Here is a 25,211-nt window from a genome sequence, read left to right as displayed (position 1 = left end):
AAGCACGGCACGCCTCGCACTCGGCTCAGCTGTCGGCGAAGCGGGCGGAGCAAGCCGAACGCCCGTGTTGGAATGGCCTGATGGAGATCCTGATACTGGGTGGAACGGCATGGCTGGGCCGCGAGGTCTCACAACAGGCACTGGCACGCGGGCACGGGGTGACCTGCCTGGCCCGCGGCGAGAGCGGCACGGTGGCCGGGGGCGCTCTGCTGCTCCCCGTGAACCGGCGTGAGGCATCGGCCTACGAACGGGTGGCCGACCGGGACTGGGACGCCGTGGTCGAGGTGTCGTGGCAACCCTGCTTCGTCCGCAAAGCGCTGGCAGCCCTCGCGGACCGCACGGCCCACTGGACATACGTTTCCTCGGTCAGCGCGTACGCCTCACACGCCCAGCCGGGCGCGGACGAATCGGCCGGACTACTGCCCCCCACCGAACAGCACGAACCCGGCCGGGACCAGTACGGCGAGGCCAAGGCGGCCTGCGAAGAAGCCTCGGCACACGCCGTCAAGGACCGCCTCCTGGTGGCCCGGGCGGGACTGATCGGCGGGCCGGGCGACCCCAGCGGCCGCACCGGCTACTGGGTCGCCCGCGCGGCCCGCGACCCCTTGGCGCCGCTCCTGGTCCCGGACTCCCGGGACACCCCGACCCAGGTGGTGGACGTACGGGACCTCGCCGCATGGCTGCTCGACTGCGCCGAGCGGGGCACCACCGGCACCTACGACGCGGTGGGCCCGATCGTCCCGTTCGGCGAGTGGGTGGCCCTGTCCCGGGAAATCGGCGGACACCGCGGCCCCGTGGTGGAAGCAGACTCCGCATGGCTGCTGTCCCAGAACGTGGCCGAGTTCATGGGCGAGGAATCCCTGGCCATGTGGCTGACCGACCCGGACTGGTCCGGCTTCAGCGCCCGTCCCGGCACCGCGGCATCCGCAGCGGGCCTACGCCACCGCCCCCGCCCGGAACTCCTGGCGGACCTCCTCCAATGGGAGCGCAAAGAAGGCCTGACCCGCCCCCGCCGCGCCGGCCTGACCCCGGCACGCGAACGCGAACTCCTGGCGGCTCTGGGCCGCTAGGCCGTATCGTCCGGATCCCGCCGACACAGTCCGCGCCGTCCGGCGCCGTTCATCGCCAGGGAGAGCGACTCCTGACAACTGGAGGGTGAGAGCATCGCCAAGCACCAACGGCAGCTGTTGGCACAACAGTTGCGGGTGAAGAGTCCTGACATGTCGCGCAGTGCTCGTTTGGCCGCCCACGGTGCTGTTTCCACATCGCTGGCGCTATGCAGCGATCGCAGACTGCACGAGCTCGTGGACGCCGCCACACCGATCGGTTCCGGCATCGGCGGGAACTCAGTACTGCTGGAGGTCGACGGAACCTCGGTCTTCGTCAAGCAGCTACGCCTGACCGACCTGGAGCGACGGCCGGAGAACGTTCACTCCACGGCGAATTTGTTCGGACTGCCGGACTTCTGCCAGTACGGTATCGGCAGTATCGGCGGCCCGGGTTTCGGCGCTTGGCGGGAGCTGGCCGTGCACACCATGACGACGAACTGGGCGATCGCGGGAGACTACGAGGGTTTCCCACTGATGTACCACTGGCGGGTGCTACCAGCCTCTGGCCGGCCACTTCCCGAGGAACTGGCCGATGTGGAACGAGCTGTCGCCTACTGGGGAGGTGAATCGGGGATACGCCGCCGGATCGAGGCTCTCCAGCAGTCCTCGGCGAGCCTGATGCTGTTCCTGGAGTACATTCCGCAGAACCTGCACGACTGGTTGGGTGTCCAGATCGCCGGTGACGAGGCGGCCGGGCGGGCCTGCGCCATGGTGGACAACGAGCTGAAAGCCGGCATCTCGTTCATGAACGCCCGCGGGCTGCTTCACTTCGACGCCCACTTCGAGAATATCCTGACCGACGGTCGGCGGCTTTTCTTCGCCGACTACGGCCTCGCGATCTCCTCCCGGTTCGAGCTCACACAGGACGAGGCCGGCTTCTTCGACCGGCACCGCACCTACGACCGGAGCTACACCGTCACGTATCTGGTGAATTGGCTGGCCTTCGCTCTGTACGGGTACGAGCCGGAAGAACGCAGGGCGTTTGTGCGCACCTGCGCCCAGGGTGTGGTGCCCCACGGGGAAATTCCAGCGGAGGTCGCGGCAGTCCTCGTCCGTCACGCGCCGGTCGCCGCAGTGATGGGGGACTTCTATCGCCAATTCCAGCAGGAGAGCCGGGCAACCCCCTACCCGCTGGAGGCGATCCGCCGGATCGGACAGCAAGGCAGCCCGCCTGACGCGGCGACAGGGCCATCGGGAGGAGAGCCGCGCCACCCGTGCACAGGCTCGCGTCTCCCTCGAACGTACGAGTGAGGAAGTTGGAGGTGGTGGATGGCCATCGACAGGTGACACGATCGTGTACTTGGCTGGAGCCCCCGCCTGGTCATGATGAGAGCCGCCCTGTCCCGTCAAGGGCGCTTCCGGCGTCGCCTGCGGCGATTACCTCCGGGCCTCCTTTGACTGGCCATGCCAGCATTGGGTTTGGGCTGGTTGTCGGGCGGCGGCTTGCGGTTGGAGCATGGGCATGCTCCGTGCGGAGGGGGTGTCGACGGCGCCGGGGTCCAAGGTTGAGCTGATCGTGGCGATTCGCATGGAGGGCTTCTACGAGCGGCGCCGGCCCTGGGCGCAAACAGCACCGATGCGTACTGACGGACCCAAGCCTTACCGTCAGCCATCGCGGTCGCCAGCCGGATGGCGCCGCGGGCGACGACCAGTTCCGGGTTCTCGATCCGGGCGACCGTGCAGGCGTGCCACAGTTCGGGGAGCGCGTTTTCTTGCGCGGTCCTCAGCGCGGCGTCCCAGTAGCCTCGGTAGCCAAGGGTGCCACCCGCGACCCGGACCGCATCCGGGTTCAGGACATTGACCAGCGAGGCGAGCGCCAGCCCGAACACCTCACCCGCCGCGTGCACCAGGGCCTGCACGCTGCGGTCCCCCACGGCGAGCGCGGCGTGGATCAACTCCGGTGGCAATCCTGCCGCACGCACGATTGCGCCGCCACCCGCCAGTTCGTCGAGGCGGTGGACGCCCTGCGGTGTGGTCATGGGCGGACTGCCGATCTCACCGGCTCAGCCGCATGCCCCGCGGATGACCCGCCCCTCGGACAGGTACGCCGAACCCACGGCAGTCCCGCATACAACCACGGCCGCAGTGGCGGACCTTGAGAGCCCGACGGACTCCTGCGCGAGTGCTCCTCGGAGCACGCCTCTCCTGCGGATCGCACCACACGATGCCGCAGGCGGCCCTGGCCGGGCCCGCGTTCGCGGATCCGGCCAGGGCCGATGCGAGGCCGACTTCACCGATGACGGGCGGCCTCACGGCGCTTGCCCGCCCGGAGAAGCACGATGCCTGCGATCAGCAGCACGGCTCCTGCCGCGGAGGGCCACAGCTGGGCGCCGGTGGAGGCAAGTCCGCCCTCGGCGGTCTGCGGCTTGCCGGCGTCGTTCGGCACCGGCTTGTTCCCACCGGACTCCGGCGTGCCCTGTGCACCGGGAGTGGCGGCATTCGATGCCACGGCGGCCTTCGGCTTCTGCGCCTTGGGTGTGGCGGACGGCTCGCCTTGCGCACGGGGAGTGGCGGCATTCGATGCCACGGCGGCCTTCGGCTTCTGCACCTTGGGCGTGGCGGACGGCTCGCCCTGCGCGGGGGGAGCGCTGACGGCCGGACCGGTCGGGTTCTCGGGCTTCTGCTCCTCCTTCGCGGGCTCCTGCGTGTCCTGGGCACCGGGAGTGGCGGCGCCGGAGGGCTCAACCTCGGGCTCTTCTGCATTGCTGGGCGGAGGGGTGGCCGGGTCGCCTGAGCCGCACTTGCGTCCGTCGTTGATGCAGCGAACCAACTCCTGCATGAGGTCGTCATCGAAGACGTTGATGAAGTCGCCGTGGTCGGTGACCGGCTTGTGCAGCTGCTCGGGGAAGGAGTCGACCGCGAACACCGCGGGGTTGTCCCCCTCGAGGACCGGCGGCGGCACGTCGTAGACGATCCGCTGCACGAGCTGCGGGATGGCACGGAAGCCGTTTGCGCAGCGGCCGTTCTGGTCGGCGAAAGCCACGTGGGTACGGTGGTTGGCACTGTCGATGTTCTGGCCGTCCCAGCAACTCTGGAACTTGAAGGAACGGACCACCCGGCTGCCTTCGGGGCAGATCGGGTACTTGTCCTTCAGCTGACGATCCTCGAACCCGGTGCAGCTCCAGGAGGCATTGGCGTTTGCGTTGCCGTTGACATGGGCTTTGGCGTCACCGGTGATGATCCGCAGGAAGCGGGGCATCGCGGTTACCTTGCCGACCGGGCTTCCAACGAAATTCAGCGTGACCTGAGACGGCGTCTGGATCTCGCCGACATTCTGGTCCTTGCCGCCGCCCTCCGCATTGGCGTCGTTCTCGTTCTGGCCGTTCCGCAGACGCAGGACCGGCCAGTAGTAAGTCGACTTGTCCCCTTGGTTACGGCAGGTGGTCTCCCCACCTGCGAGATCGTCGTCGCTCGCAAACGCGTCGTTGGCCTGGTTGCCCACGTAGTCGTGCATGTGGTGGGCACCGTTGCTCACGCCGGGGGCGACGATCACATTGTCCGGGTTGAACTTTCCGTTCGCGTTGACACCGCATTCGGTCGCGAAGACGCCGCGGGAGGCGTCACTCAGCTCATCGGGCTTGCGGACGTTGGGCTGCACGGTCTGGATGTCGACGAAGTCGGAGGCCTTGGGGCCGTTGCCGTTCTGGCCGCCGTTGCCGGCCTGATTGTCGTTGTCCTGCTTGCCGTCGCCGTTCTGGCCGTCGCCCTGGTCCTGGCGCTGTCCCTGGTTCTTGCCCTCGTCCGTGTCGTCGACCTGCAGGGTGCACGGTGCCAGAGTCTCAAGTCCCTGCGGACTTTTTTCCGTCGCACGGCTGATGGCTGCAGAGATGCGGTCGATGCTCGCCGCGCGCTTGTCCTTCAGCGGCTTGAGGACAGCCTTCTGGGCGAACTGTGGATCCTTGCCTATCTGCTCCTTCTGGTCCACGAACCGCTGGTACGCCTCAGTGATCTGGCTGTCCATCGTGGCCAGTTCACGGTCGACCTCGGGCTTCGCCGTCTCCGGCACCTCGGGCAGGGCGTTGGCAACCTCAGGACACTTGATGGTGGACGCAGAGGATTCGGCGCTCCGGGTCTGGTTCTGCTGTTGTTCGCCACCGGTCGAAGAACCCCACACTTCGCCGGCGGAGGCGTAGGAGTTGACCGCGATGAGACCACCCCCGCCCAGCATCAGCGCGATCGAGGCAACGAATGCTCTCCCGCCTCGTCTTGAGCGTCTTCTGGCTGAATGTCCCATTGCAACTCCTATGCTTCATAGCCGGTCGGCCCGGTACCTGGCCCGGCTGCGGGGGAAGCGCTGAGCTACATACGGAAGTGGCGCGTGATGCGTTCAGTCCATGACGGATTTCGTAGCAACATCCAATGACCACGCCGGAACCCAGGTCCGCATCGCCGGGCAAGGCCCGCTGGCGTACCGGGTCCTCGGCGTCACGAACCAGACCGACCTGTTCACCACGATCAGCGAGGCGCTGCGCCTGCGCTGAACACGTTGAACAAGCGAAGGGGGAGTCCGGTCACCGGGCTCCCCCTTCAGTCGTCACGAGGCTGCGACACCCGATTGACCTGCCGGCGCATCGCCGCCAGGCCGGCGTAGGTGCCCGCGCCGGCCGGTGCCGGATGTGGCAACTGCCCGGGGGTGCCGGAACGTCTTTGAGGCATGATGCATCCGAGCCCCGATCTCCCACCGCGCTGGCCGCACTGCGGCCGCAGTGCGGCGCAGGCCGCCCCGGTTGGCTGCCGCGGCATCCATGTCCCTGGACACGACGCCTGCCTGGCCCACCTGGACGATGCTGAGCGCACCGCCTACCTGGCCACCTTGGCCCCCGGCTCCGACATCGACCACCGTGGCACCGTCTTCACCGAGGAACTGCTGAGCGAACTGCTCACCTCGCTCAGGGACTTGGCCACAGACCGGCCCTGTCTCGGTCGCGCCCAGTTCGGCGGCGCGAGGTTCAGCGGCGATGCCAGGTTCGGCTGGGCGAAGATCAGCGGTGACGCCTCGTTCAACGGCGTGGAGATCGGCGGCGAGGCCCGGTTCAACGGCGTGGAGATCGGTGGCGACGCCTGGTTCGACGGCGTGGAGATCGGTGGCGACGCCTTGTTCAGCGGGGCGGACATCAGCGGCGACGCCTGGTTCGACGGTGCGAAAAGCGGCGGACACGCCCGGTTCGACGGGACGAAGATCGGTGGCCACGCCGGATTCCGCAGCGCGGAGATTGGCGGCCACACCTCGTTCGATGCGGCGGAGATTCGCGGCCACGCCGGATTCCGCGATGCGAAGTTCAACGGCGACGCATGGTTCAGCAAGGCGGAGATCGGCAGCTACGCCGGATTCCGCGGAGCGGAGTTCAGCGGCGACGTCTCCTTCAGCCAGGCGAAGATCGGCGGCGACGCCTGGTTCGACGGGGCGAAGTTCAGCGGTGACGCCCGCTTCGGGGGAGCGGAGATCGGCGGCGACGCCTCATTCAGCGAGGCGTTGATCGGCGGTGAGTGCCTGTTTCTCTTCCTCCGGTATGGATCTTTGAGCGGGTCTAGTCTGGTTTGGTGGCCGGGATCGATGGGCCTGTGCGCGGGCGGCGGTGTCCGGGCTGCGGTGACTGGCTGGGGCCGGGTGCCGGGCCGCGGGCGGTGTTCTGCTCGGGCCTGTGTCGTTCCAGGCAGTGGCGCCGGTTGCGGCGGGTGAAGCTGCGGACGGCCGCGCTGGAGCGGGACGAGGGTCGGCGGGTCTGTCCGGTGTGCGGGGCGGTCTGGGTGGCGGGGGTGGATCACCGCAGCAACGCGGTGTACTGCTCGGCGAAGTGCCGCCGGAGGGCGTGGGTGGTTCGGAAGGAACCGTTCGTCCAATCGTCCGGATAAACGCTTTCGCGAACGGTTCATGTGTCCGATTTGCTTTCGAACGGTCAATTGCTGTCATTGCTGGTGTTGGATCTCGAAGTGGGTTGACTCTGGCGGGAGTTGGGCCGGGGTGTTGTCGCCGGTGGTCCGGTCTGCCGGACCCTTGCCCGTGAGAGATGGTGAGGCGTCATGCCCACCGCGACGATCGGCCACATAACCCGCGAGCGCTACGAGCAGATCGTTGCCGGCGACCGGGAACTGGTCGGGCAGATGCAGCGCATCCAGTTCACCATCGGGGACCACGCGCTGGAGATCGAGCCGATGCAGCCGCTCGGCGGCGCCCATCCGGCCGTCGGCGAGGACCTGTTCAGCGTCGAAGCCTCATTGCAGATCTACGCGGACGATCTCGGTCTGGCGCTGAGTACGGTCCGCAGCTACCGGTACGCCGCCCACCGCTGGCCTGAGGAACAGCGTCGCCAGGACGTCTCCCACAAGGTCCACTGCATCCTGGCGTCCATCGGTGACGACACCGAGCGCTTCGGGGCGATCGGCGCCCCTCCGCTGGACGAGCAGGCCAGGGTGCGGCGCTGGACGACGGGCCTGGCCAAGAAGCACGTCGGGCAGAGCCCGGACCGTCCCGAGACGCCTGCGCAGAAGGTGGCGGCCATTCACCGCCTGGCCGGCGACGACGAGGTCGCGGCCCAGGTGGCCGCGGACGTGCTGCGCCGTCCGGCGGTGGCGGCCAAAGTCGTCGCGGACGACACCGCCCGGCACATGGTCAACAAAGCGCAGACCACCCAGCACAAGACCGAGGTCGTCCACGACCTCATCGAGGACGACCAGGTCGCGGCGCAGGTCGCCTCGGACGTGCTGCGCCGTCCGGAAGTCGCGGCCAGGGTGGTCGCCGACGACACCGCCCGGCACGCGGTCAACCGGGCACAGACCGACCGCTCCCAGCAACAGGCGGACGCCTTCCGCCGCGAGACACCGGCGGGGCGGACGGTGCGGAAGATCGAGCGGACCGAGGAGTTCCTCGACCTGGTCGGCGCCTGCCACCACTTCGTGTCCGCCTGCGGGAAGACCGTTCCCCAACTGCGCGACCGGCACCTGTCCGGCGACGAGCGGGCCGTCCTTTCGCAGAACCTCGCCCGCTGCCGGGCCGTCCTGGACTGGATCGAAACCGCCGCGGAGACCGGCGAGGTCGACATGGACGAGGAACTCGCCCGCATCCTGCGGGGCGAGTAACCGTGGCCAAGCGCTCCCCGGCAGCGGAGCGCCACGCCGACCTGATCCGTACCGCCCTGTTCGAGGTCGCGCCCGCTGGCATGGTCCTGTCGCGCCTGATGGGTGCGTGCGAGCTCAGCCGCTGGCAGACCAGACGGGGACTTGGCGCGCTGCGCGATCTGTGCGCCGAACGCGGCTGGCCACCGGTCATCTGGGGGCGTGAGGTGGGGTATCACTTCTGCGCGAGCGAGGCCGAGCTGGAGGAGTGGGAGCGGGCCTGGCTCAGCGAGAGACTCACCCAGTTCCGCCGGATGATCACGGGCACGATCGGCCCGCACCTGGCCCTGTTCCCCAAGAGCACGTGGGCCGGCTACCTCAGCGACCAGATGAAGGCGATCGAGTCGAACCTCGCGATGGCCGCCCGGCCACCGCGCTGACGCCGCCACGGCCAGGACGCTCACCGCAGAATCAGGAGACCGGGGTCCGGTCCACGCGTCCGCAGCGCTTGCCACCGGGCCGGGCCCCACCATCCTGATGCGTGAGCCCCGCTACCCCTCCGACATGACCGATGCCGAATGGCGCCTGATCGAGCCGCTGTTGCCCGTCCCGGCCTGCCAGAAACCGACCGGAGGACATCCCGAGGCCCACCCCCGTCGAGAGATCGTCGACGGCATCCGCTACCTGGTCGATAACGGAATAAAATGGCGCGCGATGCCCGTCGACTTCGCGCCCTGGCGGACCATCTACGGGTTCGCGCGGCGCTGGGCCGCCGCCGGTGTCATCGGCGTCATCCGCGTCATCCGCGACCATCTCCGCCGCAGGGTCCGCCTGGCCAGCGGGAAGACACCCCGCGCCGCCTCGGCGATCGTCGACTCTCAGAGCATCAAGGCGTCCGAGACCGTCGGCAAGGACACTCGGGGATGGGACGAAGCCAAAAAAAACAACGGGAGGAAAAGGCACCTCATCTGCGACAACAGAGGTCTGGTGCTTCTGGTGATGGTGACCGCGGCGAACGTGACCGACCGCGAGGCGGCCAAGGAGCTGCTGTTCCGCGTCGCACTCATCCACCCTGAAATAGCCATCGTCTGGGCCGACTCCGCCTACGCCGGGAAGCTCGTGACCTGGGCCAAGACCTACCTCGACATTACGATCAAGACCGTCCGCCGCCCACCGGACGCGAAAGGCTTCGTCGTCCTTCCCCGCCGATGGGTGGTCGAGCGGTCTTGGTCATGGATCATGCGGGCCCGCCGTCACTGCCGCGACCACGAACGCCTCCCCGAGATGAGCGAATCACTCATCACCTGGGCGGCCATCACCTTGATGACAAGGCGCCTCACCCGCCGCACGGCGCGTCCCGCCGAACGGCGCGACATCACCCCGTGCTACCTGGCACAGGCTGCATGACCGGGAAACGGGGTGGCCGACGCAACTTGTGGATCAACCCGCCAAGAGCCCTGAGCGGCACACGAGCTGCGCGCCGAAACTCACTCCGCTGCCCTCTTGCAGGAAACGGGAACAGACCCCAAACGGTCCTGCTCAAGCCCGCCGCCGAACTCCCCCGCCTACCGGCGTACGCACCTCCGAGCGGCGGCGCAGACTCCACCATCGCCCCCTCGTCGGTGTACCGAAGGGCAGTGTCGGCATACCCGTTGCGTACCCCTTCGGCAGGTCCGTGGCCTTGTTGACCAGTGCGGTGGCGATCCCGCGAGCCCAGGCGGATATCTGTTCGAAGTCGCGGAAGTCCCCGCACTTTCCGGAACTGACCAGCGTCTGGGCGACCCAGCCCCTGGCGCCCTCCTGCAGACAGCCACCGAAAGTGACGTGGTCCCGCGCGTTGATCCGGATGAAACTGTGCTGCACCTCGGGGACGGGCGGGATGTCCCCTCCGCGCGCCGAATCGTCGAGGGGACCGCTGCTGAACAGCCACACCGGTCGTGCACGCAGAGCTTCACCTTGATCCTTGAGGAACCGGTGGGCGTCCTTGAGCCACCACCCCTCGTAGAGCGGGCTGCCGAGGATCACGGCGTCGTATGTCTGGACATCGCCGGCCTCTGACACCAGCCTCATCTCGGCTTCGAGGCCCTCGTTGCGCAGGACCTGGGTGATGGTGCGGGCGATCTGCGCCGTGGACCAGTTCTTCGTCGCGTAAGCGACAAGCACCTTGTCCGTGAACGCTCCTCTCAGAGTTTCTGCAGTCCGGGAACTCCGATCGCGGCGAGGACCGCAGGGGCCACTTGCCCATGGTCGGGCCGCTGCCGGTGGCTCGGGGCAGCTCCACATACAAAGATGTGCGTACTTCTGCTGCTGCCCACGGGTCGGGAAGGATGCGCTGGTCCTGCCGCTGAAGGCGAGGCAGTTCCGCCATGCGGGCGGTGCATCCCAGCGCCGTTTCCCGTTGCTCGTGGTTTGAACGGAACGGGTGAGGGTCGAGGAACGGAATCCATTCCTGTGGCTTTCATCTGCGGATGACCAGCCAGGGTCCAGGGCCTGGCAGAGACCCTACGCCTTGCGAACGGCGAGCGATATGGCACTCCTGGTGTCCATTGCCTCTCTTAGGAGCGATGGACGCTTTTCCGTCATTCCGGAATAGTTCCAGAACTGCGCCATAGTCAATCGAAGCCGGGACACAGGCACTGACGGTCGCCCGGGCCACCGTCACCCCGCACCGCCCACGTCCCGGCAGGACGACCTCACCGCGTCCCAAGGATCGCAGCGGCCCGTCAGCGGGTATCGCTTCGGACCGACTCCTCACCGATCTCCAGCAGTTGGGTGGCGGTGCGGCTGCCGTCGACCGGGACGGGCGTGTTCATCAGCCAGGCGGCCGTGTCGGCCGTCGTCACGGGAGGGATGACGAGCAAGGTGCGGAACCCCTGGTGATAGGAGCAGAGCAGCATCTCGTGCTGGTCGCGACCGGAGACGAACCACCCCACGGTCACGAAGTGCCTGCCCGCGGCGACCTGGTGGGGGACATCGGGCCAGGAGTCGATCCCCAAAGTGACCCTGGTGATGGTGCCCACCCCGTCCATCGCTTCCAGCAGAGGGGGCAGTTCGGCGGTGAGGTCGCAGGAATACGGCCACCAGGCGCCGTCGAATCCGCCCGGGACGGTTTCGTACGGAGCCAGCGAAAGCCGGACCGGCGGTGGCGGGGAGGGGCGCGTCGAGGTGGTCGCGAAATGAGCGGCAGTCGGTTCCATGGGATGTGAACCTGCCTCCAGGCACGGTTTCACCGGCCCGGCATGGTTGTTCACCGAAAACGGCGTCGGCATGGCCACCAGCGCACGCAATGCCCTCGGTGACCTCAGCCTACTCTCCACAGAACTCGTCACTGGCTGGCTCGCACGGCACAAACAGGCACACGACCACTCGGAGCCGCCCAGGGACCCACGGGCGCTGAAATATCCCCGGTCAGGAGCTGTGTGCGCCCGACCGGGGACACGCAGAAGCCCGTCTCCCCAAAGAAGGCTCTGCCGCCCCGGGGCCATGGCCGGGGCGTTCAACGGGTCGGGTGCTCCTGAGGGCGTCCCAGGCTCCTGCGGAGCACCACTGCGGTCTATGTCATGGATACGCCATCGGCCCTCTCACCGTGAGGGCCGACCGGGCACACCCCGGCCCTGACCGGCCTGTTGCGCCGCCCCCCTTCCCGGGCCGGCCAGCTGTCGACCCTGCGCCCGCGAGGGTGTCCGGCGCAGCTCCGGGCTGGCGCCGTCGAACTGGTGTTCCCGTAGGGTCATCCGGGTTCGCAGATCGAGGCCGAACCACCCACCGCTCCGACGGCACCGCGGCGAGCACTGCACCGCGTTGTGGCGGTAATCCAGCCTCGCCACCAGACCATCCCGCACACCGGACACACCCGCCGGCCCTTGCCCCTTACCGGCGCGGCCGTACGCAGTTTCATCCGCTGCAACCGGCGCCACTGCCTGGAACGACACACCCCCGAGCAAAACACCGCCCGCCTACAGGCCCATCGGTTCCGGCCACCGAACTAGACCAAACCCGCTCAAAGATCCATACCGGAGGTTGAGAAAGGGCACTGACGCCCGCTTCGACGGGGCATTGATCGCCGGCGACGCCCAGTTTTTGGGGGTGGTGTTTGAACGCGCTGCAGTGATGGGGCCGCTGGCGTGCACGGGGACGCTGGATCTGTCGGAGGCAGTGTTCGAGAAGGCGGTGATCATCGAGGCGGCAACCGCGGCCTTGCGCTGCTGGCGGACGCGGTGGGCCCAGACTGCCGCGCTGCGACTGCGGCACGCCACCGTGGACTTGAGTGACGCGGTTCTGGAATACCCGGTGAGCATCGCCGCCCGCTCCCTGCCCTTCACCGTAGACAGCGAAGAGATGGCCGAAGCGGGTCTGCCGGATCCCCGCGTACGGGCCGTATCCCTGCGAGGTGTGGACGCGGCGCACCTGGTGCTCACCGACATCGACCTCACCGACTGCCGGTTCGCCGGGACCATCCACCTTGACCAATTGCGGCTGGAAGGGCGATACACCCTGGCCGCCGCCCCCTCAGGTCTGCGTCGACGGGGGATGCGACCAACGCGCTGGACGCCGCGCCGGACGCTGGCCGAAGAGCACCACTGGCGCGCCGGCCGCGGCACCGCCACGAGCGGCTGGAAGCCTGCACCGGAGGGGGGAAGAAGTACTGGAACCGGCCGCGCTGGCACCGGTCTATCGGCAACTGCGCAAGGCCTTCGAAGACGGCAAACACGAACCGGGCGCCGCCGACTTCTACTACGGCGAGATGGAGATGCGCCGCCACGCCGACGACATTCCGTGGGCCGAGCGGAGTCTGCTCACCGCGTACTGGGCGCTGTCCGGCTATGGCCTACGGGCCTCCCGTGCTCTGGGGTGGCTGCTGGCAGCCATGACCGCCACCGTGCTGGCGATGATGCTCTGGGGCCTGCCGCAGGACGACCCGAAGCCCACCAGCACCGGCATCCTCACCGGCCGCAGCATCACGACGACCACAGAAACACCCGATCCGGTCAACCCCGACGGGCCGTTCCGCGAGCGTCTGCTGTCGACCGAGCGGTTCGAGAAGTCCCTGCAGGTGGTGATCAACTCGGTGGTGTTCCGCTCCTCCGGCCAGAACCTGACCACCACCGGCACCTACACCGAGATGGCCACCCGCCTCACCGAACCCGTACTGCTCGGCCTGGCCGTCCTGGCCATCCGCGGCCGCGTCAAACGCTGACCGCGGCCGCTCCCGCCTCTCTTCTGTAGTGGAGGGTGGTGGAGTGGTCGTGCGGGGCCGCTGTAGGGCGCGGGCGCCGGCCCCGGGGATGCCGCCCGAGCCGGGGTGGCGGATACGACGAAAGGGTGGAGCCGTGGGTGATACGTGGCATAGGCCGTACACGTTCACGGCGCGGGCGCGGACCTGGTGCTGCTCGCGCTGGGTGTCGTGAATCCGGCGACGGCTGAGCAGCTACGGCAGTTGATGCTGCCGGGTACGGCGGATGCGTAGACGATGCGTAACGCGTGCAAGGGCCTGCGTCATGCACCAAACGCTTAGCTACTGACGCCGTTGGCCAAGGACACAGAACTCATCGGAGGAGTGGACCACGACCCACCCAAGGGCCCCGGCCCACCACTGCCCCAAGGCCACCCGGATCTACCGAGTGAACAATTAACTGTTCCCATTCCAAGGTCATCAGCCGAGCTTAGACCCCCAGGGCTTCGAAACGCACTCGCATGAAGAGGGCCGACTGGCCTGCAGTTTCGGGTGGGGCCTGTCCGGTGGATCTTGCCGGACAGGCCCTTGTCCCGAGGAGGGCTCAGCGCTTGAGCGTGAAGGTGAAGTCGCCGGAGAGCTTGCCGCTCAGCCGGACTGCCGAGATGAGTTTCCCCTCCGTGATCAGTCTCTCGACCTCTGCCCGCGAAAGACGGCAACCTTCAGCGATCAGTCGCACCGGCCGGACCGGAATCCGCGCCGCAAAGCGGACCGAGACGTCGATCACCTCGCGGTCCAGGTGATCCGGTCCGCCGGTGTCGAGGCGCCAGGCGTTGTCCCAGTCGAGGGCGATGCGATTACGGCGCTGAACGACCGGATCCTGGAGCAGCTCAGCTGTCAGGCCAAGGTCGTTGTCATGCAGCCGGTCCAGCATCTCCGGTCGTACGGAGCGCACATTCATCCGCTCCAGGACCGTGAGCTTTGCAGTTTCCCCGCAAGCGGTGCAGAGCGCGAGGAGCGAGGCGTCGATGAGCTTGTGGTTTGCGTTGACGCGAAACTTACCGCTTGCCCGGAAGCGCTCGGACGCGCATACGTGGCAACGGCGGAGAACGAGCGGCAGGCAGGTGGGCACGACCACCCAGTTATTGAGCACAGAAGTACACCGGTTTCAGTGAGAAGTCCGCAGCAAAAAGAAGCGCGGCGCCCATGCGCGACGCGCGACGAATCAGCGCTCGGGAGGTCTCACTTGGTGTACAACGGCACATCCTTGACTAGACGACTTGGTTCGGCAGCACGGTAATGGCGCACAGCGGTACTGCTCCACTGGTTTTCGAGCGCCTCACCGCCAGGTCCTGTCCGGCCAATCATGGACGCAGCAAGAGCCAGATCGCGGCGACGACGACGGTGCCGTGGAAGACGTAGGCCCGCTCGTCGTGCCTGTCGGGCCGACTCGTCATTCGTCCGATCTCTCCGTTCCACACGGGTGCAACGACCCCGGCCCGAACCCAGCCACATGATCCGCCGGCCAGGCCCTACCCGTCCAAGCCCGCAGCCGACGGCGGTACCTCGACGACGAAGAACAGGAAGCTGTTTTTGGTCGGCAGGCTACCGGCTGCTGACGGGCGCCTTACGGGAGCCAGTCCGCCTCCAGGTGATGGGAGGCGGTCTTGGTCAGCTGGGTCAGTCCGGAGCCGTCGGCCCGTGCCAGGTAGAGGTGTTCGGGGTCCGCGTCGTCGGCACCGCCTCTGGTGAAGACCAGGCGCCTGCCGTCCGGGGACCACGAGGGGTTCTTGTCGTTGAGGCGCGCCGCGTTGATGCGGTGCAGTCCGGTGCCGTCGGGGCGTACGAGGTAGAGGTGGGCGAAGCCCGAGGAGTCCAAGCGGCTGAAGGCGATCCGGTTGCCGCGTGACCAGTCGGGCCTCGGCGGTCCGCGGCATTGACCAGCTTCACCTGCGCCTCGGCGGGTGCCTGTCTGGCCTGCTCGAACTCTTCCGGACTCACCGGGTCACGCAGCGGGTCGCGCTGCCGCGCCACTTGGTCCAGGGAGTTGAGGCGCGGCCGAAGTCATCGATCTCAGTCGCGACTTCTGGAGGGGCGACCAGGCTTACACGCAGCAAAGCCGCGCTCCACTCGCCCCAATCGTAATCCCGTCCACGTCGGTCACCATGCGCTCGCCTGAATTCCATCGTGAACTCGCGTAGTGACTGAACAGCTCCTGGTAGGCGACAAGTTGCTGGTCACGCATTGGCAAAGGCGGTGGAGGTGTCGTGGTCCGCGATGACGCCGGAGGGGACAAGGCGTCGGGCATGTCGAACGGGGCGGCCGAATATTCCGTGCCATGCCGTCGGCGGAGGTGCAGAATCGCTGCGTGGCGGACATGAGGGCATTCCAAGACGCGGTCATTGACTGGGCAAAGGGCGGTCCCGGCGGGTCGGCGAGTGATCTGGCCGTGCGGCTCGGGGTAGGGGCGGCGGTCCTGCTCGAAGGGCAAAGTGACCTCGCGGCCGTTGAGGCTCTGGCCGCACGGCGAGGCCGGGACCTTGCCGCCGAGGGGGTGTGCGTCGTACCGATGGGCGGGGCGATGAGCGTCGGCCGCTACGCCGGCCTCCTCGGTCCGCCCGGCCTTGGCCTGCGCCTGGCAGGACTGTGCGACGAGGGCGAGCAGGGCTTCTACGACCGCGCCCTGGAGCGGGCAGGGGTGCCGCGCAGGGGCTTCTTCGTGTGCGTGAGAGACCTGGAGGACGAGCTCATCCGCGCGCTGGGCACAGCGAGAGTCGAGGAGGTCGTCCGGGCCGAAGGCGATCTCCGTGCCTGGCAGACCTTCTTGTGCCAGCCCGCGCACCACGGTCGCCCCCGGCAGCAGCAGTTGCGGCGCTTCCTCGGCACGAAGAAGGGCCGCAAGATCCGCTACGGCCGCCTCCTTGTCGAGGCCCTCGATCCCGGGCAGGTACCGACCCCGCTCGACGATCTCCTCGCGAGCCTGTGACCGGCGCACGAAGGTGCGTATCGGGCCGTCACCGGGCCGGTGTCCCGATGCGGAACTGCACCGTTTGCGCAACCTGGCTGCCCGTACTCGCGAACTTCCCTCGCCCAGTTCGACCGGAGGTTCCGCCCGGCACTTGACACCTTTCGTCGACGCTGCGACGAAGGTGCGTCAGTGGTGGTGGCCGTGCCGGCCGAGGGTCTCCACGGGAGTCGCGCCGGGGCGGGTCCACTGCGGCACGGGGCGGCTGGTCGGGCCCCAGGTGGCGACGCCGTCGGCGTCCGAGCGCCAGTACCAGCAGGCCTGGCCGCCCTCGGACGGGTACCCCTCGCGGACATCGCCGATCACGGGCCAGCCCTCGGGGTTGTCCTCCCACGCCTCGCCGCGGCCGTAGGGCGTCATGTCCAGCAGGCCGAGAGACCCGTTGACCGGCTCGTTGCCACGGCCCGTCGTGGAGTAGGTGAGGAACACGCGGTCGCCGTCGCGCAGGAAGCAGACGATGTGCCCCATCTCTCCGCCGACCGGCGCTTCCACGCCCCGCACCGAGTACCAGGGCTGGGTGTAGCCCATGAACTCGACGTAAGGGGCCACCTCGTCCCACGAACCCGTGGTCAGGATGGCGAACGAGACGCCCCGGGCGCCCAGGTAGACGGCATCCTTCACGTGCCAGGCCGTGGTGGTGCAGCCCTCGCACTGCCCCTGGTGCGGCGCACCGTCGTACCACATGTGCTGATAGACCACGAGCTCGTCGCGACCCTGGAACAGGTCCAGGAACCGGACCGGGCCGTCGGGTCCCACGACTTCGACCGTCCCGTCGATCTCCACCATCGGCAGCCGCCGCCGGGCCGCGGCGATCGCGTCGCCTTCATGGGTGTGCGCCTTCTCGCGGACCAGGAGTTCCTCGCGCGCCGCCTGCCACGTGGCCAGGTCGACGACTGGCGGCTTGCCGGGAAGGTTGCTGCTCGCGTTGCCGGGTGTGGTCGTCATGGTGTCCTCCGGGGTGTCTCGTGCCGGGCGGTGTCGTACGACGCCCTACGACTCTCACCAGACCAGACTCGCGACCCGGCTCGCATTCATCGCGGCAGGGGGCGCCCTACGCCGAGCGTGCACCCACCGCGTCGGTCTGACAAATTCACAGACGCGCTCTCGGTCTCAGGGATTGCTCGATCAGCTTCAGAAGCTGCTGCAGGTCATCAGCCTGTAGCCGCCACTGCGGCAGATCGTCGACGACAGGTTCTCCTGCGTAACCGGCGGAGAGACCGCACCCAGAGTGGCTTCGCGTCCGGCAGCCGGCCAGATCTTTTCCGCTTCGGCCGGGCGGTGGGCGGAGACGGACGCTGATCCCTCCGCGCGTGGTCCTCGTCCGCTGCCGGCCGGGACCGCGTCGTGCCGCCGGAGGACGCGTCCGGAGCCGTCCCTCGTGTGCTGTCGGGAGCTTGGTGGCGGACGCCTCTTGAGTCAAACAAATGAACCATGGTTCACTTCTTGTGTGGCCTACCGCAGAACACCCGGAATGCAGGCCCGGCTGACCGCTCTGCGCGAGCGGATACTCATGGCTGCGCTGGACATCGTCGCCGAGCAGGGCTACGCAGGCTGCTCGGTCGCCGCCGTCGCCGCGCGCGCCGATGTGGCGACCGGCAGCGTCTACCGCCACTTCCCGGCCAAGTCCGACCTGGTGGCGGAGGTCTTCCGTACCGCATCGCAGCGCGAGATCGACGCGGTGACCCGGGCGGCGGACCTGGAAGAGACCATGGGTGCCCGGCTGGCCGCGATCGTCGAGACCTTCGCCGGCCGCGCCCTCGCGTCGCCCCGGCTCGCCTACGCCCTGCTCGCCGAGCCCGTGGACCCCGCCGTCGGCTCCGAGCGCCTGGCTTTCCGCCGCGCCTACGCCGACGGCTTCGCCCGCTACATCACCGAGGGCATCGCCCGCGGTGAACTGCCCGATCAGGACCCCGAGGTGAGCGCCACCGCGATGGTGGGAGCCATCAGCGAAGCCCTGGTCGGCCCCCTCGCGGCCGGTTCGGCCGGTCCCGACACCATTCCCGCCCTCATCGCCTTCGCCCGCCGCGCCCTAGGAGTCCAGCCGTGACGACGCATGACGTGTTCAACCAGGTACCCGAGCTCGTGGGCCACGACACCGCCGAGGACCTCGCCCTGCTCGATGGTCTCGTCCGCGAGGGTGCGAGCTGGGCCACCGACGAGGTGCACCGGCTCGGGCGACTATCGGGTTCCGCCGAGGTCCAGGAATGGGGACGGCTGGCCAACGAGCACCCGCCGGTTCTGCGTACGCATGACCGGTACGGGCACCGCATCGACACCGTGGAGTTCCACCCGGCCTGGCACGAGCTGATGCGCACGGCCGTGACGCACGGCCTGCACGCCGCGGTCTGGGCCGACGACCGCGAGGGTGCGCACGTCGCCCGCGCCGCCAAGTTCTACACCTGGCGGGCCGAAGCCGGCCACGGCTGCCCCATCAGCATGACCTACGCCGCGATACCTGCCCTGCGCCAGAGCCCCGAACTGGCAGGCGAGTACGAGCCGTTGCTGTCGGCGGGATCGTACGACTTCGGGCTGCGCGCGCCGCTCACCAAGTCCGGCCTCCTGGCCGGCATGTCGATGACCGAGAAGCAGGGCGGCTCCGACGTCCGCGCCAACACCACCGTGGCACGGCCGCAGGCGGAAGGCTCGTACCGCCTGACCGGGCACAAGTGGTTCACCTCAGCGCCGATGTGCGACGTGTTCCTGACGCTCGCCCAGGCACCCGAGGGCCTGACCTGTTTCCTGGTCCCTCGTGTGCTGTCCGACGGTACGCTCAACCCGCTGCGGCTGATGCGTCTGAAGGACAAGCTCGGCAACAAGTCCAACGCGTCCTCGGAGGTGGAGTACGAGAACGCGGTCGCCTGGCGGGTGGGCGACGAGGGCCGGGGCGTGCACACGATCATCGAGATGGTCAACCTGACCCGGCTGGACTGTGTGATCGGTGCCGCGTCCGGGATGCGGCAGGGTGTGGTCACGGCCACCCACCACGCTGTGCACCGGCAGGCCTTCGGCAAGTACCTCGTCGACCAGCCGCTGATGCGCAACGTCCTGGCCGATCTGGCGGTCGAGTCCGAGGCCGCGACCGTGCTCATGATGCGGCTGGCCGGTGCCACCGACCGGTCCGTGCGCGGCGACGCGTCCGAGACGGTGTTCAAGCGCCTTGCACTGGCCGTCAGTAAGTACTGGGTCTGCAAGCGCTGGCCGGCACACACCGCCGAGGCGCTGGAGTGTCTGGGAGGCAACGGATACGTCGAAGAGTCGGGCATGCCCCGGCTGTTCCGCGAATCCCCGCTGATGTCCATCTGGGAGGGGTCGGGCAACGTCGCCGCACTGGACGTGCTGCGGGCCATGGCCAAGGAGCCGCAGGCAGTGGAAGCGTTCTTCAACGAGGTGTCTGCCGCCACCGGAGCCGATGCACGGCTGGACGACGCCGTGCTCCGGCTGCGGGCCGAACTCGCCGACCTGGAGGACATCGAGATGAGGGCCCGCCGCATCGTCGAGCGGATGGCGCTGGTGCTCCAGGGTTCCCTGCTCGTCCGGTACGGGCATCCTGCAGTGGCCGACGCCTTCTGCGCCTCCCGGCTGGGCGGCGACTGGGGCCATGCCCTGGGCACTCTTCCGTCCGGTGCCGACCTCGCCGCGATCATCGCCCGAGCCACGCCGAAGGTGAACTGACCGGCTCGTGCCGACCGCTGCGTTCGGGGGCCGGGAGCTTGCCCATCGACGCACGCTGCCCGGCTGAACAGCATCTCGTGCGGCGGCTCGACAAGCTGCCCCCACGACTCCTGCCGTGACCACCGTGCGCTCGACGAAGGGAGGTTGGGGCAGTACGGCATCTGTCCGCAGCCCGGTTCCAGTCACTCATACAGGGGAGCAGCGCCGCTCTTCCCGGGGCGTGCCGGTCCGCTGCTGGAGAATCCGGCCATGGGTGGTGGTCGGCGGACGCGACGGGTCGGTGTGCTCTATCTCGTGCTGGCGGTTGGCGGCATGGCAGGAGCCGTGTGGGTCGCCTCCCGGTTCGACCTGCCGGTGGCCGGGACGGTGGCGGCGCTGCTTCCGTCGGTGGGCGGTCTGTATCTGTCCTGGGCGGCGTTCTGCGCCGATCAGCAGGAGGCGGCCGAGGGGCGTGGACACGGCGTGGCCGAGATCGCTGATCGGCTGGCGGTCGCGGTGCGCGGCCAATGGGACGCCGAGGCTCGGGTGCGTCGGCTGAACGACCCCTATCCAGTTCCGGTGTCCTGGCAGGCAGCCGATGAGCGGTTCGCCGAGTCGTGGTCCCTCCTGTGGGAGATGGCCGAGAGCTGGCCGTCCGGCCGGATGCGCGATCCCGACGGATGGGTCACTGCGCCCGCCGAACTGGCCGGTACCGGCGGGGAGATCACCGAGGTGTTCCTTCGACGGGTGCCGACCCGCCGCCTTCTGCTCCTCGGAGGTCCCGGGAGCGGCAAGACGATGCTGCTGATCCGTCTGCTGCTGTCCCTTGTCGCCGAGCGCGGACAGGGCGGCGCGGTGCCGGTGCTGTTCTCGCTGGCCTCATGGAATCCGGGGGAGCAGACGCTGGAGGACTGGATGGCGGAACGGCTCGCGCGTGACTACACCGGTCTCGGCGACCCGCAGGCGGGGCACGCCGGGCAGGTCGGCCATGCCCGGGCGCTGCTGGAGCACCGGTTGATCCTGCCGATCCTGGACGGATTCGACGAGATTCCCGAACGGTTCCGCGGCGTCGCGCTGGACTCGATCAATGCCGCCCTGCCACTGGGCCAGCCAGTGGTGCTGTCGAGCCGGGTGACCGAGTACGGGGACACGCTGGGCCCGGCCTGCGGGGTACCGGTCAGGTTGTGCGGTGCCGCCGCAGTCGAACTGCGGCCGCTCGACGCGCCGGATATCGCCGACTACCTGCGCAGGGACGCCGGGGGACAGGACACGCCGGCGGCTGCCCGGTGGGAACCGGTGATCCGCCTGCTCGGCACCGACAGCCCTGTGGCACGGGCGTTGACCACACCGCTGATGCTCTTCCTTGCCAGGACGGTGTACAACCCCCGTCCGGGGGAGCAGGCCGCCGCCCTCCCTGCGCCCGCGGACCTGTGCGATCCCATCCGCTTCCCCGATCCCGCCGCGGTTCGGAGCCATCTGTTCGACGCGTTCGTGCCCGCCGCCTACCGGCCGCATCCGCGCTATCCCTGCCGGTGGTCTGCCCGGCAGGCCGAGGACGCCCTGCGGTATCTGGCACGGCACCTGCAGCACACCCTGGGCGGCACCACCGACCTGGCCTGGTGGCAGCTGCGCCGTGCACTGCCATCCCGTAGCGCCCAGATGATGACGGCAGCCGTGCTGGGTGCCGTGGCCTGGGTCGCCACCGCCGCGGTGGGCAGATTCACCGCTCTGCTTGCCGGCCTGGACACCGGGTGGCTTACGGGCCCGCCTGCCGCGATCGTTGGTGGCCTGGCCGGAGGGATCGCGGGCGGTATCGGCTGCGGCATCGCTGCGGGCCTGACCGGGGGCCTCGCCGAGGGGATTACCCACGCCCTGGTTTCTGGGCAGGCGGGATCGCTGACGACGACGACCGCCAACGGGCTCGCCTACGGCTTCGCAGGCGGGATCGTCGGTGCGCTGTCCAGCAGACTCACCAACCGTCGCCGGGGGGCCGGGGACGCGGGGACTAACTGGGCCTGGGACTCGCGTATGTGCTTCCTCGGCTTCACCGCTGGTGTCGGCCTCTGGTTCTCCTTCCGGCCCGGCTACGGACCTGCGGCCGCAGCCACCGGTGCCCTCGGCAACGGGGCCGTCTACGGCCTGGCCGGCGGAGCCGTCGGTGCGCGGGCGAGCAGCCTGTCCGTGCGCCGCCCGGGCGCCGCCCCGACCGTCCGCACCGAGTGGGCCTGGGACTGGCGGGGTTTCACGGTCGGACTCGCCAGCGGCTCGACCATCGGCATCACCCACTGGGCCGTCCTGAGACTCCAGTCCCTCCTCACCGGCCTTCCCTCCTACACGTTAGCCACGATGCTGTCTTTCGCCTGCGCGTTCGGGCTCGCCGTAGGACTCGTCCACGGCCTGACGGGCAAACCGGCCGACCTCACCACAGCGGTCGGTCCGACCGCCCTCCTGGAGCAGGACCGCAATACATTCTGCAGGCTGTGGGCCGCGATCGGCCTCGCCGTCGGCGCCGCGTTCCTGCTCTGCTACGGCATCGAGTACGCCGTAAACGACGGGTTCCCGTACGGTCTGACCCGTGGAGCGGCAGGCTCCGGGAAGATCCAGATGAGTCCGCCCCACATTCTCGACCGCGGCCTCGCCTACGGAATCACCGTCGGGCTCGCGGCAGCGCTCAGCCACAACGCCTGGTGGTACTACACGCTCACCCGCCACCACCTGGCGATGCGCCGACACCTCCCCTGGAACCTGACAGCCTTCCTCACCGATGCCCACGAACGACGCGGCGTACTGCGCCAGGTAGGAGCGGTACACCAGTTTCGCCACATCGACCTGCACCACCACCTCGCCGGTCCGGCGCGGTGCCAGGGGCCCGACTCGTCACGCCTGTCGCTGCCGTAGCCACGCTTCCCAGTCACGCTGGTACGCAGACGCTGATCCAGGTGGTTTCGGGGGCGGGTGCCGCTGGCACCGCGTCAAGTACTGCGGGTGCTGACACACCGGATCAGGGAATTGGGTCGCTGGGGTACTTCGGGTTCGGCTACGGTCCGAACATGTTCGTTGTCACAGTGGCCTATACGGCACCGCTGGAGGAAGTGGACCCGTGGAGACCAGCTCACGGCGACTGGCTGGACGACCTCATTTCACGGCGACTGCTTCTGGCAGCTGTGCGCCAAGTTCCTTTGGTGGGTGGCGTCTACCTCGCTGCCGGGATGCCTGTCGAGGACCTTGACCAGATCCTGCCACTGATCCGTACGTGCTCAACGGTGTTGCCTCGCGCAGCGTCGTGGAGTTCGTGCCCTTGCTGGTCGGGCCTGGTTTGGAGGCCTCAAGCTCCAGGGGTGATGCCTGGGCTGACCAGAGTTGGGGCGACCGCCAGTGGTTGTGGGTTGTGCCGTGCCGCGGCGGGCGCGACGGGCGCACCCAGTGCGGCACGGCACTTCAGCAAGACGGACCCGGACCGGGTCAGTGGCAGCTGGTGGTGCCGCTGTGGCTGTAGGGCTTGCCTGCCTGGGGCATGAACTGTCAGTCGTAGCTGCCCGCGTGCAGGGTGAACTCGACGCCGTGCCGTCGGGGTAGGCGTTGTCCTGCGGTGAACACGGTGCCTGAGATGCTGTCCAGCAGGTTGGCGGTCGTGGTGTCGCCCGAGCCGGACGTGGCGATGCCGCCCGCGCCGACCAGCACCGGATCGGCGAGCTGGCCGACGGGAGTGGTGGTCGTGGCGTCTGACGCAGGAGTGAATGTCGACATGAGAAGGCAGCGACAATCGCTGCACTGACGGAGGTGATAATCCCGCTCGCTTTGGCTGCTCGGTGTCTGAACATGCGCAAGCCCTCCGCTCTCTGACGGCGTGGGAGGCTGCAAAACCCTTAGTGGTGATCTTCCAGCCTGACCTGCAGCGCCCCGGCCGGCGCCCCTCGTTGGTCGGTGACCCGCGGCTGTCATCCGCAGCCATCGCCACAGCTCACCAACTATCGCTCCGCCACCTCCACTTCTGACCCTGCGTCGTCATCGAGGAGGGCCGCAACCAAGACCGGGCGTGCGGCGTGTGATCCGGTGGGACAGCTTTCGCACGTCCCCGAACGGAAGGCGAGGGGGGACCCGATGATGCAGGACCCGACCGGGGACGCGACGTCGCAGACGAGACCGGGCACGAGGCGGGCCAAGACAGTAGGAGCCCGTTTGGCGCGCGCGGTGTTACGCCTCGTCATGGCTGCCCTGATCCTGCTGCTCGCCGTGCGCACCTACGAGGAGACGGCCGTCGCTCTTGCGCGGTCGAACGGGTCGCTGCGCACCGCCGAGGCCACTATTACGGAGCTGACGTCCCACACGGAGTCCGGGAGAGAGGGCGGAGGCCAGGACGGCGGCAGCGGCCACTGGTTCGTACACACCGAGTACACGATCGAACTGCGCATCGGCGACGAACGGAAGGCGGTGGACGGCGTCCCGAACGAGCGCGCGTACGACCTCCACAAGGGACAGCGGGTCGAGGCGGGTCTGTGGCGCGGGCGGGTTGTGGAGATCAATGGGCGTGACGTGTGGCCGGGTTGGCACCCTGGGGCGTGGGACATCACGCTGTTCGTGTTGTACCCGCTGCTCATGGGTTATCTGATCGCCCTCGTCGTGGCCGCCGCCGGGTACCTGGCCGGCCTCAGCGGCCTGGTGCGGCTGGAGCGGCAGGACCGGTCCGGGCCCTGCGTGCTCGGGTTCTTCGTCGGAGTGGCGACGATTCTCGTGCTGATCGTGTGCGCGGCTTTCGGGAACCGTCCCGCGTTCTGGCCGCTTGTTCCCGTCGGCGCCGGAACCGCGGTCGCGCTGGCACGGCTGTGGGTGGTGGCCCGGCGGGTCCGGGCCGTTCGCGTCGCGGACACACCCAGCGGGAACTCACCGGCTCAGGCCTGAGCGCCGGGGGCCCAGCCGCCTCGGGTTGGCCCCCCGGCCGGGAAACGCCCCCGGTCCGTTACCGGTTGCGCTGTACCGGGAGTCGGCGCGGCGACACCGCCATCGGCCGTTGACGGCTGAGCCGTCGGCCGCCCAGCCGCTCGGCCCCCGGCCTGCCGCGCGCGGCTTGGCCGGGTGGCAGGGGCCACCACCTGCCTGGTCGACGCGCCCCCAGCCCCCAGTTGGCCTCTTCACCAACCAGCGAAGTCACCCCGGCGTCCATTCGTCCGATCGCCCGTGCAGTGGCTGACGGGAGAGCGTT

Annotated in this window: 21 protein-coding genes and 1 pseudogene; 13 read left to right on the top strand and 9 right to left on the bottom strand. The window is 68.6% G+C overall.

What is annotated here, in order from left to right:
• Positions 1–80: 80 nt before the first annotated feature.
• On the top strand, positions 81–1,070 hold the full coding sequence (locus FBY35_RS19650; protein WP_142215332.1) for an NAD-dependent epimerase/dehydratase family protein: 990 nt from the start codon (positions 81–83) through the stop codon (positions 1,068–1,070).
• 150 nt (positions 1,071–1,220) lie between these two features.
• Complete coding sequence (locus FBY35_RS19645; RefSeq protein WP_260848736.1) at positions 1,221–2,360, top strand: protein kinase family protein; 1,140 nt, start codon at positions 1,221–1,223, stop codon at positions 2,358–2,360.
• A 95-nt stretch (positions 2,361–2,455) separates the two neighbouring features.
• Here the strand turns inward: FBY35_RS19645 and FBY35_RS19640 are convergent, their stop codons facing one another.
• Positions 2,456–3,088, bottom strand: coding sequence for a hypothetical protein (locus tag FBY35_RS19640; RefSeq protein ID WP_142215330.1), 633 nt, complete (start codon positions 3,086–3,088; stop codon positions 2,456–2,458).
• A 251-nt stretch (positions 3,089–3,339) separates the two neighbouring features.
• Positions 3,340–5,343 (bottom strand): DUF1996 domain-containing protein, encoded by a 2,004-nt coding sequence (locus FBY35_RS19635; RefSeq protein WP_142215329.1) that lies wholly within the window; start codon positions 5,341–5,343, stop codon positions 3,340–3,342.
• Positions 5,344–5,443: 100 nt separating this feature from the next.
• On the opposite strand from FBY35_RS19635, the gene FBY35_RS19630 reads away from it, so the two are divergent.
• The 5 genes from FBY35_RS19630 (at position 5,444) to FBY35_RS19605 (ending at position 9,569) form a co-directional block, all read left to right on the top strand.
• Positions 5,444–5,590 (top strand): alkaline phosphatase, encoded by a 147-nt coding sequence (locus FBY35_RS19630; protein WP_260848735.1) that lies wholly within the window; start codon positions 5,444–5,446, stop codon positions 5,588–5,590.
• Positions 5,591–5,763: 173 nt separating this feature from the next.
• Positions 5,764–6,789, top strand: a complete 1,026-nt coding sequence (locus FBY35_RS19625; RefSeq protein WP_142215328.1) for a pentapeptide repeat-containing protein — start codon at positions 5,764–5,766, stop codon at positions 6,787–6,789.
• A 341-nt stretch (positions 6,790–7,130) separates the two neighbouring features.
• Complete coding sequence (locus FBY35_RS19615) at positions 7,131–8,186, top strand: DUF6192 family protein (RefSeq protein ID WP_142215326.1); 1,056 nt, start codon at positions 7,131–7,133, stop codon at positions 8,184–8,186.
• 2 nt (positions 8,187–8,188) lie between these two features.
• Entirely contained in the window at positions 8,189–8,602 is a 414-nt protein-coding gene (locus tag FBY35_RS19610; RefSeq protein WP_142215325.1) for a RacP protein, read from the top strand.
• A 97-nt stretch (positions 8,603–8,699) separates the two neighbouring features.
• Positions 8,700–9,569, top strand: a complete 870-nt coding sequence (locus FBY35_RS19605) for an IS5 family transposase (RefSeq protein WP_142215324.1) — start codon at positions 8,700–8,702, stop codon at positions 9,567–9,569.
• 132 nt (positions 9,570–9,701) lie between these two features.
• Here the strand turns inward: FBY35_RS19605 and FBY35_RS37305 are convergent, their stop codons facing one another.
• The gene (locus tag FBY35_RS37305; protein WP_313904684.1) at positions 9,702–10,325 is read right to left on the bottom strand and encodes a flavodoxin domain-containing protein; all 624 of its coding nucleotides are present in this window, start codon (positions 10,323–10,325) and stop codon (positions 9,702–9,704) included.
• Between the two features lie 560 nt (positions 10,326–10,885).
• Positions 10,886–11,359: a DUF5994 family protein gene (locus FBY35_RS36665; RefSeq protein ID WP_222123153.1), complete on the bottom strand. Its 474-nt coding sequence runs from the start codon at positions 11,357–11,359 to the stop codon at positions 10,886–10,888.
• A gap of 1,265 nt (positions 11,360–12,624) precedes the next feature.
• Between FBY35_RS36665 and FBY35_RS37775 the strand changes: the two genes are divergently transcribed.
• On the top strand, positions 12,625–13,359 hold the full coding sequence (locus tag FBY35_RS37775; RefSeq protein WP_313904683.1) for a hypothetical protein: 735 nt from the start codon (positions 12,625–12,627) through the stop codon (positions 13,357–13,359).
• Positions 13,360–13,707: 348 nt separating this feature from the next.
• Here the strand turns inward: FBY35_RS37775 and FBY35_RS37300 are convergent.
• The 3 genes and pseudogenes from FBY35_RS37300 to FBY35_RS19575 all read right to left on the bottom strand — a co-directional run.
• Positions 13,708–13,816, bottom strand: a pseudogene (locus FBY35_RS37300) (VOC family protein); the annotation flags it as partial.
• A gap of 123 nt (positions 13,817–13,939) precedes the next feature.
• A complete protein-coding gene (locus tag FBY35_RS19580; RefSeq protein ID WP_142215322.1) occupies positions 13,940–14,488 on the bottom strand; it encodes a DUF1062 domain-containing protein in 549 nt (182 codons plus the stop codon).
• 474 nt (positions 14,489–14,962) lie between these two features.
• Positions 14,963–15,214 (bottom strand): PD40 domain-containing protein, encoded by a 252-nt coding sequence (locus FBY35_RS19575; RefSeq protein ID WP_160159297.1) that lies wholly within the window; start codon positions 15,212–15,214, stop codon positions 14,963–14,965.
• 489 nt (positions 15,215–15,703) lie between these two features.
• Between FBY35_RS19575 and FBY35_RS19570 the strand changes: the two genes are divergently transcribed.
• A complete protein-coding gene (locus tag FBY35_RS19570) occupies positions 15,704–16,321 on the top strand; it encodes a TOPRIM nucleotidyl transferase/hydrolase domain-containing protein (RefSeq protein ID WP_142215320.1) in 618 nt (205 codons plus the stop codon).
• Between the two features lie 168 nt (positions 16,322–16,489).
• On the opposite strand, the gene FBY35_RS19565 is transcribed toward FBY35_RS19570, so the two are convergent.
• Positions 16,490–17,305 carry a DUF899 domain-containing protein gene (locus tag FBY35_RS19565; protein WP_142215319.1) on the bottom strand — a complete coding sequence of 272 codons (816 nt, stop codon included), beginning with the start codon at positions 17,303–17,305 and terminating at the stop codon, positions 16,490–16,492.
• 502 nt (positions 17,306–17,807) lie between these two features.
• Between FBY35_RS19565 and FBY35_RS19560 the strand changes: the two genes are divergently transcribed.
• The 3 genes from FBY35_RS19560 to FBY35_RS19550 all read left to right on the top strand — a co-directional run bounded on the left by FBY35_RS19560 (position 17,808) and on the right by FBY35_RS19550 (position 22,909).
• On the top strand, positions 17,808–18,407 hold the full coding sequence (locus tag FBY35_RS19560; RefSeq protein ID WP_142215318.1) for a TetR/AcrR family transcriptional regulator: 600 nt from the start codon (positions 17,808–17,810) through the stop codon (positions 18,405–18,407).
• Positions 18,404–20,032, top strand: a complete 1,629-nt coding sequence (locus tag FBY35_RS19555) for an acyl-CoA dehydrogenase family protein (protein WP_142215317.1) — start codon at positions 18,404–18,406, stop codon at positions 20,030–20,032. Before FBY35_RS19560 ends, FBY35_RS19555 begins: the two co-directional genes overlap by 4 nt.
• Positions 20,033–20,281: 249 nt before the next feature.
• Positions 20,282–22,909, top strand: coding sequence for an NACHT domain-containing protein (locus FBY35_RS19550; RefSeq protein ID WP_142215316.1), 2,628 nt, complete (start codon positions 20,282–20,284; stop codon positions 22,907–22,909).
• Between the two features lie 624 nt (positions 22,910–23,533).
• Here the strand turns inward: FBY35_RS19550 and FBY35_RS19545 are convergent.
• Positions 23,534–23,758 (bottom strand): hypothetical protein, encoded by a 225-nt coding sequence (locus FBY35_RS19545; RefSeq protein WP_142215315.1) that lies wholly within the window; start codon positions 23,756–23,758, stop codon positions 23,534–23,536.
• A 459-nt stretch (positions 23,759–24,217) separates the two neighbouring features.
• Between FBY35_RS19545 and FBY35_RS19540 the strand changes: the two genes are divergently transcribed.
• Complete coding sequence (locus FBY35_RS19540) at positions 24,218–24,910, top strand: hypothetical protein (RefSeq protein ID WP_142215314.1); 693 nt, start codon at positions 24,218–24,220, stop codon at positions 24,908–24,910.
• Positions 24,911–25,211 lie beyond the last annotated feature (301 nt).

The sequence above is a fragment of the Streptomyces sp. SLBN-118 genome (assembly GCF_006715635.1).
Classification (GTDB): Bacteria; Actinomycetota; Actinomycetes; order Streptomycetales; family Streptomycetaceae; genus Streptomyces.
Note: the sequence above shows the minus strand (reverse complement) of the source record. Positions and strands in the feature narration are given on the sequence as shown.

Bases quoted from the DNA above. Each gene is read 5' to 3' on its own strand.
- FBY35_RS19650 (WP_142215332.1), top strand. From the start codon at position 81: ATGGAGATCCTGATACTGGGTGGAACGGCATGGCTGGGCCGCGAGGTC.
- FBY35_RS19645 (WP_260848736.1), top strand. From the start codon at position 1,221: ATGTCGCGCAGTGCTCGTTTGGCCGCCCACGGTGCTGTTTCCACATCG.
- FBY35_RS19640 (WP_142215330.1), bottom strand. From the start codon at position 3,088: ATGACCACACCGCAGGGCGTCCACCGCCTCGACGAACTGGCGGGTGGC.
- FBY35_RS19635 (WP_142215329.1), bottom strand. From the start codon at position 5,343: ATGGGACATTCAGCCAGAAGACGCTCAAGACGAGGCGGGAGAGCATTC.
- FBY35_RS19630 (WP_260848735.1), top strand. From the start codon at position 5,444: ATGACGGATTTCGTAGCAACATCCAATGACCACGCCGGAACCCAGGTC.
- FBY35_RS19625 (WP_142215328.1), top strand. From the start codon at position 5,764: ATGATGCATCCGAGCCCCGATCTCCCACCGCGCTGGCCGCACTGCGGC.
- FBY35_RS19615 (WP_142215326.1), top strand. From the start codon at position 7,131: ATGCCCACCGCGACGATCGGCCACATAACCCGCGAGCGCTACGAGCAG.
- FBY35_RS19605 (WP_142215324.1), top strand. From the start codon at position 8,700: ATGCGTGAGCCCCGCTACCCCTCCGACATGACCGATGCCGAATGGCGC.
- FBY35_RS36665 (WP_222123153.1), bottom strand. From the start codon at position 11,359: ATGGAACCGACTGCCGCTCATTTCGCGACCACCTCGACGCGCCCCTCC.
- FBY35_RS19565 (WP_142215319.1), bottom strand. From the start codon at position 17,305: ATGACGACCACACCCGGCAACGCGAGCAGCAACCTTCCCGGCAAGCCG.
- FBY35_RS19550 (WP_142215316.1), top strand. From the start codon at position 20,282: ATGGGTGGTGGTCGGCGGACGCGACGGGTCGGTGTGCTCTATCTCGTG.
- FBY35_RS19545 (WP_142215315.1), bottom strand. From the start codon at position 23,758: ATGTCGACATTCACTCCTGCGTCAGACGCCACGACCACCACTCCCGTC.
- FBY35_RS19540 (WP_142215314.1), top strand. From the start codon at position 24,218: ATGGCTGCCCTGATCCTGCTGCTCGCCGTGCGCACCTACGAGGAGACG.